Source organism: Acetobacter sp. DsW_54, assembly GCF_002153575.1.
GTDB lineage: Bacteria > Pseudomonadota > Alphaproteobacteria > Acetobacterales > Acetobacteraceae > Acetobacter > Acetobacter fabarum.
On the sequence record NZ_JOPD01000007.1, the window covers coordinates 34,685 to 51,842 of the forward strand.

Here is a 17,158-nt window from a genome sequence, read left to right on the forward strand (position 1 = left end):
TGTGCGAGGTGGTGGCACCGCAGCAAACAGATATGTCAGCTCCCTTTTCAGGATGTGACATCAGTGGGTTCCTTGTCCTTCTGACCGACCATAGAGGCCGCTTTAGCCAGATCAACAGAAAGAACGCGGCTTACTCCGCGTTCCTGCATGGTTACACCAAAAAGCTGGTCCATATGGGCCATGGTGAGCTGGTGGTGTGTCACGACCAGAAAACGCGTACCGGCTTCTGCAACCATGTCGCCCAGCAGGGCGCTAAAGCGGCCCACATTGGCGTCATCCAGTGGGGCATCCACTTCGTCCAGTACGCATATCGGAGCAGGGTTACAGCGGAACACCGCAAAAATCAAGGAAAGCGCGGTTAAAGCTTGTTCACCTCCGGACAGGAGCGAAAGTGTGGCCAGCTTTTTGCCCGGTGGCTGGGCATAGATTTCCAGCCCGGCTTCCAGCGGGTCATCACTCCCGACAAGGCCAAGATGGGCGCGCCCACCGCCAAACATACGGGTAAACAGGGACTGAAAATGCTGGTCCACCTGTGTGAACACCGCCATAAGCCGCTCACGCCCTTCCTTGTTGAGCGAGCCTATGGAGCCGCGTAGGCGGTTTATGGCTTCCTCCAGATCAGTCATTTCCGCCCCAAGGGTCTGGGCCTGGGTGGAGGCTTCCTCCGCTTCCAGTTCAGCCCGCAGGTTGACCGGCCCCATATCGTCCCGCTCGCGGGTCAGGCGGGCAATCTTGCGGCGCAGGGAGGTTTCGGCCCCTTCTGTCAGGTCGGAAACGGGTTGTCTGGGCGGGTTAGGGGTTTCTACCAGCAACTGGTCCAGAATGGCCTGTGCCTGCTCGCTCTTGCCTTCCGCCTTCAGCAGGTTTTCACGCGCGGTGGCCAGTTCGCCTTCTGTTTTGCGGCGCAGTTCGTGGGCAGTGGTCAGGGCTGCTTCGGCTTCGGCCCGCAGGCGGTCGGTCTGGGAAAAGTGTTCCTCGGCATCTTCCAGAGCCGCCAATGTGCTGGCTTTTTGCTGCTGTGCCGCCGTGGGGAGTTCGGCCACCTTGTTGTGGTTGGCCCGTGCCGCTTCCAACCGCTGGAGGGCATTTGTGGTGTCTGTCCGGGCAAGGTCCTCACGCGCGCTCCACTCGGCCTGTGCGGTGTTGAGCGTGTTAATCCGGTCTGCCAGCGTGGTGGATTCGGCCTGCAGGGCTGCACGGAGTTCGCGCGCGGCATCAAGCCTGCCCAGCAGGTCGGCCTTCTGGGCGTGCAGGTTGTCCAGTCTGGCCTGTGCATCTTCTGGCACTGCGGCGCAGGCGGCCTCCAGCGCGGTTTGTGCTGCAAGCAGGTTCTGCTGGGTGTCCGTGTGTTCGCTGTGTAGTTCGGCCTGCCGTGGGGCCAGCCCCGCCAGACGGCTGCGCAGGGTAAGGGCCTGCTCGTGCAATGCGCGGCTGGTCTGCGCAGTTGCGGCCATCTGCGTATCGGCCTGCAAGGTGGTCTGGGTTGCAGCCTGTAGGGCCGTGTTGGCGGCGTTCAGCTTTTCCTGCGCTGCGTGCAGGGCATTCTGTGCCTGCTGCATGGACTGGGCAGAGGCCAGTTTATCTTCCATTTCTGCAACGGTTGTGGATTCCGTTGTCAGATTATGGCGCAGGCGTTCAAGCTCGGGGGTGAGCGTTTCCAGCCGCGTTGTGGCGGAGGCATGCTGCTGTTCGGCGCGGGCCAGTTTGTCCCGGGCCGTTTGCAAGGCCGTCTGTGCTTGCTTGAAGGTGGTGTGTGCCTGCTGCTCGGCGGTTTGTGCCGCGGTGTTTCTCTCACGCGTGGTGGCAAGGGCGCGTTGGGTATCCTGTAAGGATGGCAGGCTCTCATGCGCGAGCCGGGCGCTGCTGAGTGTGGCCTCGGCTTCGGCTAGAGCGGCCTGTGCGCGCTCATGCTGGGGGAGTGTGGCATCCAGCCTTGCGCGGTAGGAGGCATGGCGGCGCTCTGTTTCGGTTTCATGCGCGCGGGCCTTCTGGAGTGCTTGTTCCTGCGTGTTGCGGCTGCTGCGCAGTTGCCTGAGCAGGTCCTCATTGGCTTGGACTGCGGCAGCACAGCTTGCAACGCCTGCCTGTATGGCGGGCAGGTCGGCCTGCAACACGCTCAGGCGGCTTTGGGTTTCGCGCAGAACACGGCGTTGGGCCAGCCTGCGCGCGGCCGTGCTGGTTCCCCCTGCCTGAGTGTAAAACCCGTCCCACCGCCACAGGTCCCCTGCGGTGGAGACCAGACATTGCCCCGGAGCCAGCAAGGGCTGAAGCGCTCGCCCATCCGCACCTTCGGGCAGCAGCCCGGTACAAAGCAGGACCCTGTCCAGCTCCGGCGGTGCTGTAATGTGGTTTTTGAGCGGCTGTGCGCCGCCGGGCAGGGCAGGCAGGGATTCAGGCGGGAGGTGCCGCCAGCCTTGGGGGGCATCGGGGGCTGCGGGTGCGTCCAGCCCTTCCGCCAAAGCCGCTGCCAGAGCGTTTTCGTATTCTTCGGGAACGGTAATCTGGGCGGAAACCGGGTTTTCCGCCACAGCACTATCCTGCCCCAGAGCCTGATCCAGCCCTTCGGCCTGTGCCTGCAGGCGGGTCAGTTCGGTCTGGAGTGTGGTCTGCTGCTCCTGGGCTGTTGCGTACTGGGCTTTATGCACACTTAGTGTGTGTTCGGCCTGCTCCAGTTCGGCCCCGGTCTGGGCCAGTGCATTTTCCTGCTGGGTGCGTGCCTGTCGGGCGCTGTCCAGAACCGTGTCAGCAATGGCTTCGGCCCGCACCTTGTCCAGTTCCCGCGTAAGGGTCTGTGCTTCGTGCTGTGCGCGTTGCTGCGTGGTGCTGGCCGTGCGCAGGGCTTCGGCAGCACTACGTTGGTGTGCTTCGGCCTCCTGCGCAGCGCGGCTGGCCTCGGTAAAGGCGGTGCTGGCGGCGCGGCGTTCGGCCTCGGCTTTTTCCTGTGTTTGCGTGGCCTGTTCCAGCGTGGCGGCTGCCTGCTGGGTGCTGGTTTGGAGCGCATCCAGCACATCGGGGCTGATGAGCGCCTCCAGCGCTTCGGCATGCCGTTTTTCGGCCCCATGCAGTTCAGCCTGTAGGGCTGTCAGGCGTTGTCGGGCCTGTTGCAGGGCTTTTTGTTGCTCGTTTTGAGCAGCTTGCGCAGCCTGTGCATTATTTTTGGCAATGGAGAGGTCAATATTGCATTGCGCACAAAGGCGCTCGGCTTCCTCCTGCGCGGCTTTGGCTGCCTGCTGGGCCTGTGCGGCCTGCTCTGCCTGCTCCTGCGCCATAGCCAGTGCCTGCTCGGAGGGGAGCTGGCTTTCCAGTTCCGCCAGTTCGGCCTGAATGGTGTTGAGCGCGAGAGCAATCCGCTCGTGCCGTGTGCGGGCGTTGTTCAGGCTGTCTTCGGCCCGTTCCTTGCCTGCGCGGGCTGCACTCAGCTCGGCTGTCAGGCTGGCAAGGGCCTGTTCGGTTTCGGTCTGCTGGGTGCCCAGTTGCTGTATCTGCTGCTCGGCCTCGGCTGTGCGGGTGGGGAGCGATGTCTGGGCGGCCAGCACCTCGGCCATATCCGCCTTAAGGCGTTCGAGCGTGTCCAGCACGTCCTGCAGGCGGGTCTGTGCGGCCTGTGCATCGGCCTCGTGCTGTTGCAGCAGTTCGGCTGCGGCCTGCGCCTGAGCGGCTGCGCGTTCTTCTTCCTTGACCACGCCTTCTGCCAGAACACGGCAGCGTTCCAGTGCCGTGCGGGCGGCATCGGCTTTTTCGCGCAGCGCGGGGAGGGCTTTGGTGGCTTCAAATTCGGCCAGAACAGCGGTTTCGGCCGCTTCTTCATGTGTCGTCAGGGTTTTGCGGGCCTGCACGGCAGCATTTGCCGCGCGCTCCACGGCCAGTCTGGCCCGTGCGTGCAGGACTGCCAGCAGCTCGGTTTCCGCGTCCCGCAGGGCCGCCGAAATTTCGCGGTAGCGCGTGGCCTCGCGCGACTGTTCGGCCAGACCACTCAGCCGTTCGGTCAACTGCACGCGGCGGTCTTCCGCGCGGGTCAGGTTGCCTTCGGTTGCACGGAGCTTGATCTCGGCTTCGTGCCGGCGGGCATGCAGGCCGGTAATGCCTGCGGCTTCTTCCAGAATGCTGCGCCGCTCTTCCGGGCGGGCACCGACCAGCATGGCCACCCGGCCCTGACTGACCATGGCGGAGGAGCGCGCACCAGATGCCAGATCGGCAAAAAGGGTCTGTACATCCCTTGCGCGAACGGGGCGGCCGTTAATGCGGTAATCGCTCCCGGCACCGCGTTCTGCCCGGCGGGTAATCTGGAGTTCATCCAGATCGGCAAAGGCTGCGGGGCCAAAGCCCTTTGTGCCTTCCAGCGTTACGGTGACTTCCGCCAGCGAGCGGGCCGGACGCCCGGCTGTGCCTGCAAAAATAAGGTCATCCATTTCCCCCCCCCGCAGGGAGCGGGCGGAGGATTCCCCCATAACCCAACGGAGTGCTTCCACCACGTTGGATTTGCCGCATCCGTTAGGGCCAACAACGCCGGTCAGACCGGGGAGCAGATCCACGGTTATGGGGTCGGCAAAGCTTTTGAACCCCACAATGCGGAGGCGAACAAAACGAACCGTCATACAGATCTGTGTTTTTCTGGTCGGGAGGGCTGACTGTTAAAAAACAGTCAGCTTGCCTTGGTCAGATATTTAACAAAGTCGTCGTAGGAGAGGGCGCTGGACACCTGCTCCTTGTTGTTGAAGCGGAAGGTGGGGGTGGACTCAATGTTGTATTTGTCCTGCGCTTCGCTCTGCTCGGTCATGATGAACTGGAGCAGCTTCTGGTCCGTTACCGCTTTTTCAAACGTTTCGGGTGGCATGCCGGCAAAGGCCGCCATTTTTTGCAGCTCGGCCTTGTGGTCGGCCTCGTTGTTGTACGCCCACCGATCCAAGCTGGAGAGCACGGCCGAGCAGAAGGGCTCGTACCGTTCTTCGGGCAGGGAGCGCGCGACCATGGCAGCAAGTGTTGCGAGCTGGTCGGTGGGGAAGTCATGAAAAACGTAACGGATTTTGCCCGTATCGATCAGGTTTTTCTTAACCTGCGGGAAGGTTTCTTCCGCAAAATGCGCACAGTGGATGCAGGTCAGGGAGAACCATTCCTCCACCACCACCTTGGCGTTGGGGTTGCCCAGCACGCGCGGGGTAAAGCGCGTATCGGCTGCATCGGCCGCAAAAGCCAGCCCGGGGAGTGAACTGGCGGTAAGGGCGGCGCCCGTAGCGACAAGAAAAGAACGACGTGTAAAGGACATGAGGAACCAAGCCTTCCCGATCAATGGACCAAAATGCTGCGAACAGGGATGGCGGCAGAAAGAACTGCCGTCAACCTGTTGTTGCAGGCAGACCTGCCTGAGCCGGTGGATTGGAGGGGTTTTCTCCCTCGCTACCCAGCTTGCGTACCCGTACCCGGCGGATATGCCGTGCATCCGCATCAAGCACGCGGAACAGATAACCGTTTTCGTGCGTCAGCACCTCGCCGCGTGTGGGCACATGCCCGGCCATACGAAAGACAAGGCCACCAATGGTCTCGATTTCGGCTTCTTTTTCGCTATCGGTCAGAATCGGGCCAATTTTTTGCTCGAACTCTTCCACCGGGCAGCGGGCATCCACGTCATATGACCCATCGGGGCGGGGGGTAATCAGCACCGCCTCGGGTTCATCATGCTCGTCGGAAATATCGCCCACAATGGTTTCGATCAGGTCTTCAATCGTTACCAGACCATCAATGCCGCCGTATTCATCAATAACAAGGGCAAGGTGCATGTGGCGCTGGCGCATTTGCAGCAGCAGGTCCAGCACGGGAATCTGTGGGGCAATAAACAGGGGCTGGCGGAGCAGGGGTTCCAGATTGAACGCCTCGCTGGTGCCAACATAGGCAATAAGATCCTTTACGTGGATCATGCCAACAATGTCATCAAGCTGGTCGCGGTACACGGGCATGCGCGAGTGGTTTTCGCGCCGCATCATGGCTAGGGCCTCGTCCAGAGAGATGGAAACCGGCATGGCCACAATATCGGCTCGGGGCACCATTACGTCATCGGCCGAAATATTGCGCAGGCGCAGGATATTGGCGATGAGCGCACGTTCCTGCCGGTCCAGTTCGGGTTTTTCGCCGTCCGGGGCGCTCTCATCCCCTGCTTCGGCGGCCTGCTGCACAAGGGCGGCAATGGAACTGCGCAACCCGCCCGTAGGCTTTTTGCGATGAAAAAACGAAAACAGGCTGCGCCCGGAAGGCTCCGCCCGCTCGGCTGACGTATCGTGTTCGCTCATGACCGGGTCTTCCACGGGTTAGGCACTTTCATGCGGGAAAGCAGGCGGGATTCCAGCATTTCCATTTCCCGTGCTTCGCCTGGGTGGTGGTGGTCATACCCAGCCAGATGCAGGCTGCCATGCACAACCAGATGCGCCAGATGGTGGCTGACTGGCCGCCCAGCCTTGCGGGCCTCACGCACAACCGTTTCCAGCGCCAGAATAATATCCCCCCCGCCATAGCCGGGTGGGGGTTCAAAGGTCAGTACGTTGGTGGGTTTATGCTTGCCCCGGTGCCTGCCGTTGAGCAGCCGCACCTCCCGGTCGCTTGCCAGCACAACACTGCCGGGTTCAAGCCCATACTGCGCGCAGGCCGCCAGAGCGCGGCGCACGGTTTTTTCGGGTGCGGGGGCGTAGGAGCGCCAGCGTGCGTCCCGGATAAGCACATCCGGGCCATCCTGCGTCAACTCATCATGAAACCCTGTTGGATACGGGTCCGTATCCACAGGGTCGGCCACGTCCTGCGTCAGGACAGGGCCAAGGCTACTTCGCGGTTCCATTGTTCTCCTGACGGCCCTTGTGGCGGGAGTGCCCTTTTTTATCAGCCGTCGTCGTTTTTGCATCATAAGCTTCAATAATGCGCGCGACCAGCTTGTGTCGCACAACATCAGCGGCTTCAAAACGGCAAATGGTAATTCCCTTGACGTTTTCAAGCGTATCTACCGCATCCTGCAGCCCCGAGGGCGTGTCATGCGGCAGGTCAATCTGGGTCAGATCCCCCGTTACAACCATGCGTGAGCCCGGCCCCAGGCGGGTCAGGAACATCTTCATCTGCGCGATGGTGGTGTTCTGGGCTTCGTCCAGAATAACATATGCGTGCGAGAGCGTGCGCCCGCGCATGAAGGCAAGGGGGGCGACTTCAATCTCACCCGCACTCATGCGGCGCATGACCTGATCACCGGGGAGCATGTCGTGCAGTGCGTCATAGAGAGGGCGGAGGTAGGGGTCGATCTTGTCCTTCATGTCCCCGGGCAGAAAGCCGAGCCGTTCGCCCGCTTCCACCGCAGGGCGGGAGAGAATGATCCGGTCAATGGAGCCTGCCAGCAGGAGGGAGACCGCCTGAGCTACCGCAAGGTAGGTTTTGCCCGTACCTGCAGGGCCGATGCCAAACACAAGCTCCTTGGTGGCAAGGGCGCGCATGTAGCTGGCCTGTCCGGGGGAGCGGGGCTCTATGTTGCCCTGACGCAGCCGGATAACGGGCAGTGTGGGGTCCTGATTGGCAAAGGGCGTTGCCGGAGCAACAGACAGGGGGAGGGTAGGTCTGCTTTCATGTACTCTGGACATGCGTATGGCCGCCTCTACTGCGCTGATGTCTATGGTCTCGCCCGCTGCCAGTTTCTGGTACAGCAGGCTCAGGGTCGTGCGGGCAAGGGATGTGGTTTCTGGCAGACCCCGGATGGAAATGCGGTTGCCGCGTCGCGCAACGTCCACTTCCAGCCCTTCTTCCAGGCAGCGCAGGTGCCTGTCGTGGTCTCCGACCAGTCGGGCAAGCAGCGCGTTGTTTTCAAATTGCAGGGTTACGGGCTGAGCCAGCTCCGCAACCGCGACGGAAGGAGGGGGGGACGTGCGCGTGGTGTTCAAGCGTATACATTCTCCTCTTCCAGAATACCGCCCAGCGAGTTTGTCAGGCGTTCTGTTATGCGGACTGGCACCGTCTGGCCGATCAGGCGGTCAGGGCCGATCACATGGACCGGCTGGAGCCAGGGTGAGCGTCCTGCAATCTGCCCGGGCTTGCGCCCTTTGCCAGTAAACAGGACGGGCACGGTCTTGCCAACCATGGATGCGTTAAACGCATCCTGCTGTTCGCGCAGGAGTTTCTGCAGGGCTTGCAGGCGGGCATCCTTTACGTCCTCGGGCACCTGCAGGGGCGCGCCCGCTGCCGGGGTGCCGGGGCGGGGGGAGTATTTAAAGGAATAGGCCAGCGCAAACCCCACATCGCGCACAAGCTGCATGGTGGCTTCAAAATCCTCATCCGTCTCGCCCGGGTGGCCGATAATAAAGTCGGAGGACAGGGCAAGGTCCGGCTTGGCCGCGCGCAGGCGGTGCACAAGGTCACGGTATTCATCTGCCGTGTGGCCACGGTTCATGGCGCGCAGAATACGGTCGGAGCCGGATTGTACAGGCAGGTGGAGGAACGGCATGAGCTCTGGCAGGTCGCGGTGGGCTGCGATCAGCGCATCGTTCATGTCCCGCGGGTGGGATGTGGTGTAGCGGATGCGGGACAGACCGGGAATTTCCGCCAGCGCATAGGCCAGACGGGTCAGGTCCCATACCGTGCCATCAGGGCCTTCGCCGTGATAGGCGTTGACGTTCTGCCCCAGCAGGCTGATCTCGCGCACGCCGCTTTGGGCCATGCGGCGGGCTTCGGCCAGAACGGACTGCACGCTGCGGCTGCTTTCCGCCCCGCGGGTGTAAGGGACCACGCAGAAGGAGCAGAACTTGTCGCACCCTTCCTGAATGGTCAGGAAGGCTGTGTAATTCCCCGGTGTCTGCGGGGCTTCGGCTTCGGGCAGGAAGTCGAATTTCTGTTCGGTGGGGAAGTCGGTTTCGATCACGGCATTCCCCGCACGGGCCGCGCGGGCCACCATTTCTGGCAGGCGGTGGTATGTCTGTGGGCCAAGAACGATGTCCACATATGGTGCGCGGGCCAGAATTTCCTGCCCTTCGGCCTGCGCCACACACCCGGCAACGGCAATAATGGTCTGCTGGCCTTCCGCCTTACGGGCTTCCTTGATCAGCCGCAGGCGGCCGAGTTCGGAAAAAACCTTTTCCGCCGCACGGTCACGAATATGGCAGGTGTTAAGGATGATCATATCTGCCGTATCGGGCGTATCCACCGGCTGGTAGCCCAATGGGCGCAGCACATCCCCCATGCGTGCACTGTCATACACGTTCATCTGGCAGCCCCATGTAATCACATGCAGGGCGCGTGACGGTGCTGTTTGGTCGGGGGTTCGGGTCATAATGGCTGCCACTCCGCTCTGCCGCTGGCCCATTCCATGCGGCGGAAAGAGGACATCAGGCGTGCGGGGGCGCAGGTCAAGCCTCTTTTCTCACGGCTTGGAAGGGCGTGGTCAGGAATGGTGCGTAATAAGAGCCATGCCGTGCCGGACAGAGTGGCCTCCCGCCGTGAACAATACGCCGGCCGTTTTGGGACGACCGCGCTGGTTATGTCCTCTTTTTCAATGAAGCAAAAAATGAGGTCGTTCTGTCAAGCAGCAGTTTTGTTTTCTTCACATGCGCGGGTAAAAAATTGGCGGGCAGGGATGCCGCATTAAACCGGCCGGGCTGCACACGTGGCTCACGGTTTTGTCGCAGGTCGGCGCAGCCATCAGCCACGGCTTTCCATGCTGCCTGCGCCAGCGCCTTGCGGCTGGGGAACAGGTCAGGGTCCAGTGGTTCGTGTAGCACAACGGTTACACGCGAGCGCTTCCACTGCAAAAGCTGCCAGACATGCGGGCCCAGATCCATATCCCCGTACCATGAGAAAACAGGGCGGCGGAACCGGCTGATCGGCAGGCCCTCCAGTTCGTCATAAACAAGGGAGACAGGCTGTATAAGGGGCACCATGCCGGGCTCGTAGGTTACCGGCAGCAGGCTCTTGTCCATGCCGTCCTTGAGCTTGGGCAGTTTGGCAATGGCAAAAAAAGCGGACATGAACGGCAGAACGCGCGACCCATCGGAGGATGTGCCCTCGGGGAAGAGGACCAGATTATCCCCGTTCACCATACGCTGGATCATCTGGTCGCGTTCGCGCCCGGTGGTGCTGCGCTGGCGGCTGACAAAAATGGTGCGGCCAATATGGGAGATAAGCCCCATGACCGGCCATTTTTCAATATCCCCCTTGGCCACAAAAACAGAGGGTAGCAGCGTGCCCAGCACAGGCACATCCAGCCATGACATGTGGTTGGAAATATAGATAACAGGCCGCTCACCCCGTTTGCGGGCCTTGATGCCCCCAACCGTGCCCACCCGTTTGCCCACAACGGTAATATGCAGGCCAATAATGCGGCACAGCACACCCCAGATAACCCGCGTCCAGCGGATTTTGGCCGTGCCGGGCACGGGCAGCAGGCAGGCCTCAAACCCGACGGAAAGCGGCACCCATACCAGCAGTCCGGCCAGACGTATGGCCGAGCGGGCCTGCCCCGCACGGCGGAACAGCATATCTACCCATGACGGAAGGGGAGAGATCGGAGCGGTGGCAGGCGTGCCCAGGGGCAGGGACTGCGTAGGTTGGTCAGGCTTGGTGCGCATGGTCCTGCTTCTGCCAGAGGCTGGCCGGTTGGGCCAAGGAGCGGGCAGCAATGTGGAAGAAACACATAAACATGCGTTCTCATACCGCGAAGAGGGGGGAGGGGACAATCCACCGTGTGAGAAGGTTTTTTTTGGCGGAATACCTAATTTTTGTCATGGTATGCTTGTAGGCCGGGAGAAACATGTAAAAATAAGCCCCGATAACGGGCCACATAGCCTACATGCAGCAACAGACAGACAGGACAGAGTGGCCGTTTACAATCGCAACATACTTGGCAGGTTTACTGGCACCGCGAATCGGCTTCTGGCTGGAGCGGCGCTGTGGAGCGTTTTAACATGTGGCGCGCGGGCAGCAGACCCACAGCCCTATGTGACAAACCTCGACCCAACCGGGCAGAGCGATCTGGATACCGCGCTCAAGGCTTCGTCCGACCTGTTAAGCCTGCAATCCACGCGGGCGGTTGGCCCGTTTGCGCTGGCCGGGCGCGTGCGCAACGAATATGACCGCCTGCGCGGCGCGCTGGAAAGCTGCGGGTATTACGACGGTACGGTGCATATCATGCTCCGCAATGGCAAACAGGGCATTGCCATGGATGGGATGTCCAACGCCCTGGCATCATGGATTGGGACCGTGCCCGAGCATGACAAGGTGGATATTACCGTTAAGGTTGATAAAGGCCCGCTTTTCCACCTTGGTTCGGTCAAGCTGGTGGAAAGTGCCACTGGCGTTGCCCCGCAACTTACTCCCGAACAGCAAAAAGCGTTTGGCCTGCACACCGGCCAGCCTGCCATAGCCGCAGACGTGCTGGCCGCAGGTGGCCGCCTGATGGATGCTCTGCGTGAGAGCGGGCACGCGCTGGCACAGGTTGACAAGCCCATGGCCTACCTGCGCCCGGGCACCAAAACAGTGGATATTGTGTACCCTGTTGTTCCCGGTCCCATACTGGATATTGGCAGGATCAACCTAGAAGGGCTTAAGCGGGTGCATCAGTCGTTCGTGCGCAGGCGGCTGACCGTGCATGAAGGGGAACTGTACCAGCCATCCCGCATAGAAGCCGCACGGCAGGACCTGACCACCTTGGGTGTTTTTTCCAATGTTACGGTCAGGGATGCCTCCAACAAGGCGGTTAATGGCACCATGCCGCTGGATTTTTCCTTTCAGGAAGGCAAGCGCCACTCCATTGGGGCAGAACTCGGATACTCCACGGACCTTGGCGCCCGTGTGGGGGCCATGTGGACTCACAACAACCTGCTCGGCAATGCCGAGCGCCTGCGCCTGACAGCCCTGATCACCGGCCTTGGCGGGTCTGCCCAGCAGGGGCTGGGGTATGATGTGTATGCAGATTTTTTCAAACCTGACTTTCTGGAAAGCAAACAGAACCTGAATGCCCGCATAGAAGGCCTGCGGCAGCTCTTCTGGTCCTACCGGCAGACGGCATTGCTGTTGCGCGGGGGCATAACCCGCCCACTGGCCAAGAACTGGAACGGCAATTTTGGAATTGCCGCAGAGCAGGAAAGAATTGAGCAGTTCGGCGTTTCGCGTAGCTACACCATTCTCTCGGCACCGCTTTCGGGCATGTATGACAATACCGGGGTGGGCAACCCCATAGAGCCCGCAACACATGGCGTGCGTGCGAGCATTAACGTGACCCCCTCGGTCTCTCTGGGGAGCAAGGGGGCGGGTACGTCGTTCTTTACAATCATGAATGCAACAGCCTCCACCTACGTGGACCTGCACAAGCTGGGCATAAGCCGCCCGGGGCGGAGTATTCTGGCGTTCCGTGGAACTATTGGCAGTATTCAGGGGGCAGGCACGTGGGACATTCCGCCTGACCAGCGCATGTACGCGGGGGGGAGTGCTACGGTGCGTGGTTATCGCTGGCAGGGCGTTGGGCCGCAATATGGCCACACCAAATATGCCATTGGTGGCACCTCGCTGGATGCGGGAACGGTGGAATACAGGCAGCGCCTGTTCAAGAGCTTTGGGCTGGCCGCTTTTGCGGATGCCGGGCAGGTGGGGAGCAACAGCATGCCCTTTACCGGAACCCTGCGTGTGGGTGCTGGTGGTGGTGTGCGGTATTATACACCTATTGGTCCGGTCCGGCTGGATGTGGCCGTGCCGCTTAACCGCGCGCCACGTGGGGATTCGTGGGACTTGTACATCGGGCTGGGGGAAACATTCTGATGCCAGAAGCCACACCCGCCCCCCCGAGCACACCCACACCTCCACCACCGCGCAGCCTGTGGCGGCGCGCAGGCCGTTTTGCGCTGATAACCGCAGGCTCGCTGGCGGGCATTGGCGCGTTGGCAACAACCGTTCTGCTCATCGGTGCCAATACGGGGCCGGGGCGGCGGATGCTGGTGCGCCAGACCGCATCCCTGACCGGGGGCATGGTTACGCTGGATGGGCTGTCTGGCCGTTTTCCCGATAACCTGCGTGTTAAAACGCTGGCGATCCATGACCGGCAGGGAGCCTGGCTAACACTGCATGACGTGCGGTTTGACTGGTCGCCCATGGCCATGGTGTGGCGGCAGGCCCGCATTTATGTGTTTAGTGCAAGCGTGCTGGATATTCCGCGCCTGCCGGTGTCTGACCCAACTCCACAACCTGCCCAGCCGACCTCGTCCTCCCCTTCCGCCTTGCGTATGGGGGTGGATATTCGCAAGCTGGAGGTTGGGCAGATTAATGTGGGCGCGCCCCTTGCCGGGCAGGCTGCCAGCTTCCGGGTGAGTGGGCATGGCAGGCTTGCCAATATTGACCCGGTTATTAACGGGCTGAGTCTGCCAAAACTCCCCCGTTCCGACATTGCCATACAGGTTACACGGCTGGACCAGACCGGGCAGATCAGCCTGTCCACGGCAACGGGGAAGGGCAAGCTGGCCCTGCACCTGAATGCGAGCGAAGGCGCAAATGGTGGGTTTGTGGCAACCCAACTGGGCATGCCGCAACTGGCCCCCATAGCGCTCAAGCTGGATATGCAGGGGCCGGTTACGGCCAACACTCTGGCATTTTCGGCCTCCGCCGGAGCAGTAAGCGCGCAGGCACGTGGTACGCTGGACCTGCTTGCGCAGCAAATGGCCCAGCTGGAGGTTTCGGCCCAGTCACCCCAGCTTGCTCTTACGCCCGAGATCGGGTGGCAGGCCGTGCGCCTTGCTGCCCGGCTGAATGGCAAAATGGCGGCTCCCCATGGCACAGCGCAACTGGATGTGGATCAGCTTGCCGCTTCTGGCGTGCAGGTGGGTACTCTGCGTGTCCGCTTTGCGGGGGAGGGCGGTAACGCTGCCGCACTGGCTGAACAGCTCCACCTGATGCTCACGGCCGATGGGCTGCGCCTGCCGGGTAAAGCCCCCACATTGCTGGCGGCCGCCCCGCTCAAGCTGGATGTTGTGGCCAAGCCAGCCGTGCCGGGGTTACCGGTGGTCTTTACCCTTGAACATCCTGTTATTGCCCTGTCGGGTTCTGTGCAGGCAGCCGCACCACAGCGTGGCACACTCAGCCTGAACGTGCCTGACCTGCTCCCTGTGGGGGAGGCTGCAGGCGTGCCCCTGCGCGGGCATGCAAGCCTGAATGCCCAGTTTGACCGCCCCCGCGACCCGCAGGGCGAGACACATCTGGCTACCGACGGTCAACTGGCCATAACGGGTGGGCAGGCGCAGGCCGCAGGGCTTATTGGCCCGGATGGGCATTTGGCCCTTGCTGCAGCCATGCACCCGCTGCCAGCGCAGGCGGGTATGGCTGCCGGGCAGCAGATTGACCTGTCCTCGCTCACCCTGTCGGGGCAGGCGCTGGACGCCAAGGTGCAGGGCCATGTGCAGACTGGCCGCAATGTGGATATAACGGCCAATATCGGCCTGCCCGCGCTGGAAAAACTGGCCCCCACCTTGCGGGGGGATACTAGTATTGCGCTCGCCCTCAAGGGGCCATTGCAGGACTTTGTTGCCACATTGGGGGCAAAGGCCAATCTGGGTACTGCCTCAATGCCCAAGGGAGCGTTGGCGCTGGATGCCTCGGTTGCCCACCTGCCAGTGGCTCCTCAGGGCACACTTGCTCTGGAGGGCACGCTGGACCGCGCGCCCGCGCAACTGGCTGTGGCATTTGGGCAGGCAGCCGATGGCACGCGCCATCTTGACCTGCAAAAACTGGCCTGGAACAGCACCAAAGGGGAAGGCGCGCTTACACTTGCCCCCAAAGAGGTGGTGCCACAGGGGAACCTGGAGCTGACAATTGGCCGGCTGGCGGATTACAGCCCTCTGGTTGGCCAGAAAATAGCGGGCTCACTGGCCGCATCGGTCAATACCACCATGGCCGAGGACAAGCCGGTGGTGGCCCTCAAGCTCAAGGGGAATGTGCAGACCCCCACATTCAAGGTGGGGTCGATTGCGCTGGCGGGTTCCATAACCGACCCGGTTGCCCACCCCACGCCAGACCTGACCCTGCGCCTTGGCGGGCTGGCTGCCGCCGGGGTAAGCGGGCAGGCGCAGTTGAGTGCTAAAGGGCCGGATACAGGCATGGTGCTTGCTGCGCAGGTGGGGCCAGCTAGCTGGATGAACAGCCCCCTGATGCTGAACACACAGGCTGTGCTGAATCTGCCGGATAAACAGCTTAAACTCCAGAAGCTGAACGCCACGGCAAAGCAGGAAACCCTGCGCCTGCAAGCGCCTGTGCTTGTCTCGTTTGGGGATACGCTGGGAATCGACCGCCTGCGAGCGGTACTGAGCACGCCGGGTAGCCAGCCTGCTACGCTGGATGTGGCCGGGCGGATAAAGCCCAGCCTGTCGGTTACGGCGGATATTCGCAATGTAACCCCGGCACTGGCACACCCGTTTATGCCGGACCTGAACGCCACGGGTGTGGTGTCTCTGAACGCCAAACTCTCTGGTGCGCTGGATAAGCCAGAAGGCAAGGTGCAGGTCAGGGGCAGCAACCTGCGTATGGCAGATAGTTCTGCTGCGGCCTCCGTTCCTGCAATGGAGGTGGCGGGTACGGCCACTTTTGCCCGCACGCAGGCACAGGTGCAGCTTGATGCATCTGCCGGAAGCAAAATGGGCCTGCAGGTGCGCGGCAGTGCGCCCCTGTCCAAAACGGGACCGCTGGATTTGCGGGCCAATGGCAATCTGGACCTGAGCATCGGCAACGGCATACTTGGCGCGCAGGCCCGGCAGGCGCAGGGCAAGGTGCAACTGGCCCTGCAGGTGCGTGGCACGCCGGCCTCTCCCGCCATTATGGGGGCGGTTGACCTGATTAATGCAGATTTTCAGGATTTTGCGCAGGGGTTCCATCTGAGCGCCATTAACGGTCGTGTGGTCGGGGCGCGGGACCGCATTGTTATTCAGACACTCAGCGCAAAAGCAGGGGACGGCACACTGGGTGCAAATGGCTTTGTGGGTGTTGCCATGCCGGGCATGCCCATAGACCTGCATCTGTTTGCCAAGGATGCACGCCCGGTTACAAGTGACCTGCTGACTGCGGTACTCAATGCCGACATAACCGTGCGGGGGCAGGTACAAACCCGTATGGATGTGAGCGGTGGGGTCGATCTGCGGCGCGTGGAAATCAATATTCCCAATTCGCTCCCGGCCTCTGTTGCGCGTCTGGACATCATACGCCCCGGCGAGGAAAAAAAGCGGGTGGAGGAAGCCATGGCCGCCTCCACGCACCAGTCGGTTATCGGGCTGGACCTTAAGCTGACATCTCCGGGCAAGTTTTTTGTGCGCGGGCACGGGCTGGATGCGGAAATGGCAGGCCGCCTGAATGTAACGGGCACGGCACAGGCCCCCGTTGTAACCGGTGGGTTTGACCTCAAGCGCGGTAATTTTGATCTGGCGGGGATCTCGCTCAACTTCACCAAGGGCCGGGTCGGCTTTAATGGGTCGGGCGTTGGACACAAGCTTGACCCAACGCTTGATTTTGAAGCCGACCGGGCGGTGGAAGGCCAGACAGCCATGCTGAAGGTAGGGGGCTATGCCAGCGCTCCCAAGATCAGCTTTGATTCCATACCCTCCCTGCCGCAGGATCAGGTGCTGGCCATGCTGCTGTTTGGCACGGATGCCCGCTCGCTTTCTTCCACCCAGATGGTGGAGGTGGGCACAGCGCTGGCAACCCTGACCGGGCTGACCACCTTTGACCCCATGGGCACCTTGCGTAAAACCCTGCATCTGGACAGGCTGGCCGTTGGCGGCGGTTCAGGCGTTGGTAATGGTGGTACCAGCGTGGAAGCCGGCAAATATGTCATGAAAGGTGTTTACGTAGGTGCCAAGCAGGCGACCTCTGGCTCCGGCACGCAGGCGCAGGTGCAGGTGGACCTGACAAACCACCTTAAGCTCAACACCACGGTAGGCACGGGTGGCTCCGTAACGGGCTTTACTACGCCCGAAAACGACCCGGGGAGCAGTGTGGGGCTGGTCTGGCAGTATCGCTACTAGGTGGGGGTATTTGCGGCCCATGGGGCCTCTGGCGGGGCTGTATTGGCTGCGCCGGAGTGTTTTCAGGCCGCAAAGTATGCGTCACTCACAAGGCGCGCTCCGCAAGGGGGGCTGCTGTGAGTGACGATAGGCTTTTAAAGGCAGCGAGCGAATGTATG

General features: G+C 61.7%; 9 protein-coding genes. 2 read left to right on the forward strand and 7 right to left on the reverse strand.

The genetic code is table 11. From position 1 onward, the window contains the following. Positions 1-47 precede the first annotated feature (47 nt). From HK20_RS04265 to HK20_RS04295, 7 genes are all read right to left on the reverse strand, one after another. Positions 48-4,595, reverse strand: a complete 4,548-nt coding sequence (locus HK20_RS04265) for a chromosome segregation protein SMC (RefSeq protein ID WP_086645852.1) — start codon at positions 4,593-4,595, stop codon at positions 48-50. Between the two features lie 47 nt (positions 4,596-4,642). Beyond that, positions 4,643-5,263 carry a DsbA family protein gene (locus tag HK20_RS04270; RefSeq protein ID WP_086645853.1) on the reverse strand — a complete coding sequence of 207 codons (621 nt, stop codon included), beginning with the start codon at positions 5,261-5,263 and terminating at the stop codon, positions 4,643-4,645. Between the two features lie 70 nt (positions 5,264-5,333). Beyond that, the gene (locus tag HK20_RS04275) at positions 5,334-6,281 is read right to left on the reverse strand and encodes a hemolysin family protein (protein WP_086646049.1); all 948 of its coding nucleotides are present in this window, start codon (positions 6,279-6,281) and stop codon (positions 5,334-5,336) included. After that, the gene (ybeY, locus tag HK20_RS04280) at positions 6,278-6,820 is read right to left on the reverse strand and encodes an rRNA maturation RNase YbeY (protein WP_086645854.1); all 543 of its coding nucleotides are present in this window, start codon (positions 6,818-6,820) and stop codon (positions 6,278-6,280) included. The genes HK20_RS04275 and ybeY overlap by 4 nt, the downstream gene beginning before the upstream one ends. Continuing rightward, positions 6,804-7,901, reverse strand: coding sequence for a PhoH family protein (locus tag HK20_RS04285; protein WP_369823019.1), 1,098 nt, complete (start codon positions 7,899-7,901; stop codon positions 6,804-6,806). The genes ybeY and HK20_RS04285 overlap by 17 nt, the downstream gene beginning before the upstream one ends. Continuing rightward, positions 7,898-9,316, reverse strand: coding sequence for a tRNA (N6-isopentenyl adenosine(37)-C2)-methylthiotransferase MiaB (miaB, locus tag HK20_RS04290; protein ID WP_086645855.1), 1,419 nt, complete (start codon positions 9,314-9,316; stop codon positions 7,898-7,900). Before miaB ends, HK20_RS04285 begins: the two co-directional genes overlap by 4 nt. Positions 9,317-9,488: 172 nt before the next feature. Continuing rightward, the gene (locus HK20_RS04295; protein ID WP_086645856.1) at positions 9,489-10,577 is read right to left on the reverse strand and encodes a 1-acyl-sn-glycerol-3-phosphate acyltransferase; all 1,089 of its coding nucleotides are present in this window, start codon (positions 10,575-10,577) and stop codon (positions 9,489-9,491) included. 319 nt (positions 10,578-10,896) lie between these two features. Here HK20_RS04295 and HK20_RS04300 point away from each other — a divergent pair, with 319 nt between their 5' ends. Both HK20_RS04300 and HK20_RS04305 read left to right on the forward strand, forming a co-directional pair. Then, positions 10,897-12,762, forward strand: a complete 1,866-nt coding sequence (locus HK20_RS04300) for an autotransporter assembly complex family protein (protein ID WP_369823024.1) — start codon at positions 10,897-10,899, stop codon at positions 12,760-12,762. Further along, on the forward strand, positions 12,762-17,000 hold the full coding sequence (locus HK20_RS04305; RefSeq protein WP_086645858.1) for a translocation/assembly module TamB domain-containing protein: 4,239 nt from the start codon (positions 12,762-12,764) through the stop codon (positions 16,998-17,000). The genes HK20_RS04300 and HK20_RS04305 overlap by 1 nt, the downstream gene beginning before the upstream one ends. Positions 17,001-17,158 lie beyond the last annotated feature (158 nt).

Bases quoted from the DNA above. Each gene is read 5' to 3' on its own strand.
- HK20_RS04265 (WP_086645852.1), bottom strand. From the start codon at position 4,595: ATGACGGTTCGTTTTGTTCGCCTCCGCATTGTGGGGTTCAAAAGCTTT.
- miaB (WP_086645855.1), bottom strand. From the start codon at position 9,316: ATGGGCCAGCGGCAGAGCGGAGTGGCAGCCATTATGACCCGAACCCCC.
- HK20_RS04270 (WP_086645853.1), bottom strand. From the start codon at position 5,263: ATGTCCTTTACACGTCGTTCTTTTCTTGTCGCTACGGGCGCCGCCCTT.
- ybeY (WP_086645854.1), bottom strand. From the start codon at position 6,820: ATGGAACCGCGAAGTAGCCTTGGCCCTGTCCTGACGCAGGACGTGGCC.
- HK20_RS04275 (WP_086646049.1), bottom strand. From the start codon at position 6,281: ATGAGCGAACACGATACGTCAGCCGAGCGGGCGGAGCCTTCCGGGCGC.
- HK20_RS04305 (WP_086645858.1), top strand. From the start codon at position 12,762: ATGCCAGAAGCCACACCCGCCCCCCCGAGCACACCCACACCTCCACCA.
- HK20_RS04295 (WP_086645856.1), bottom strand. From the start codon at position 10,577: ATGCGCACCAAGCCTGACCAACCTACGCAGTCCCTGCCCCTGGGCACG.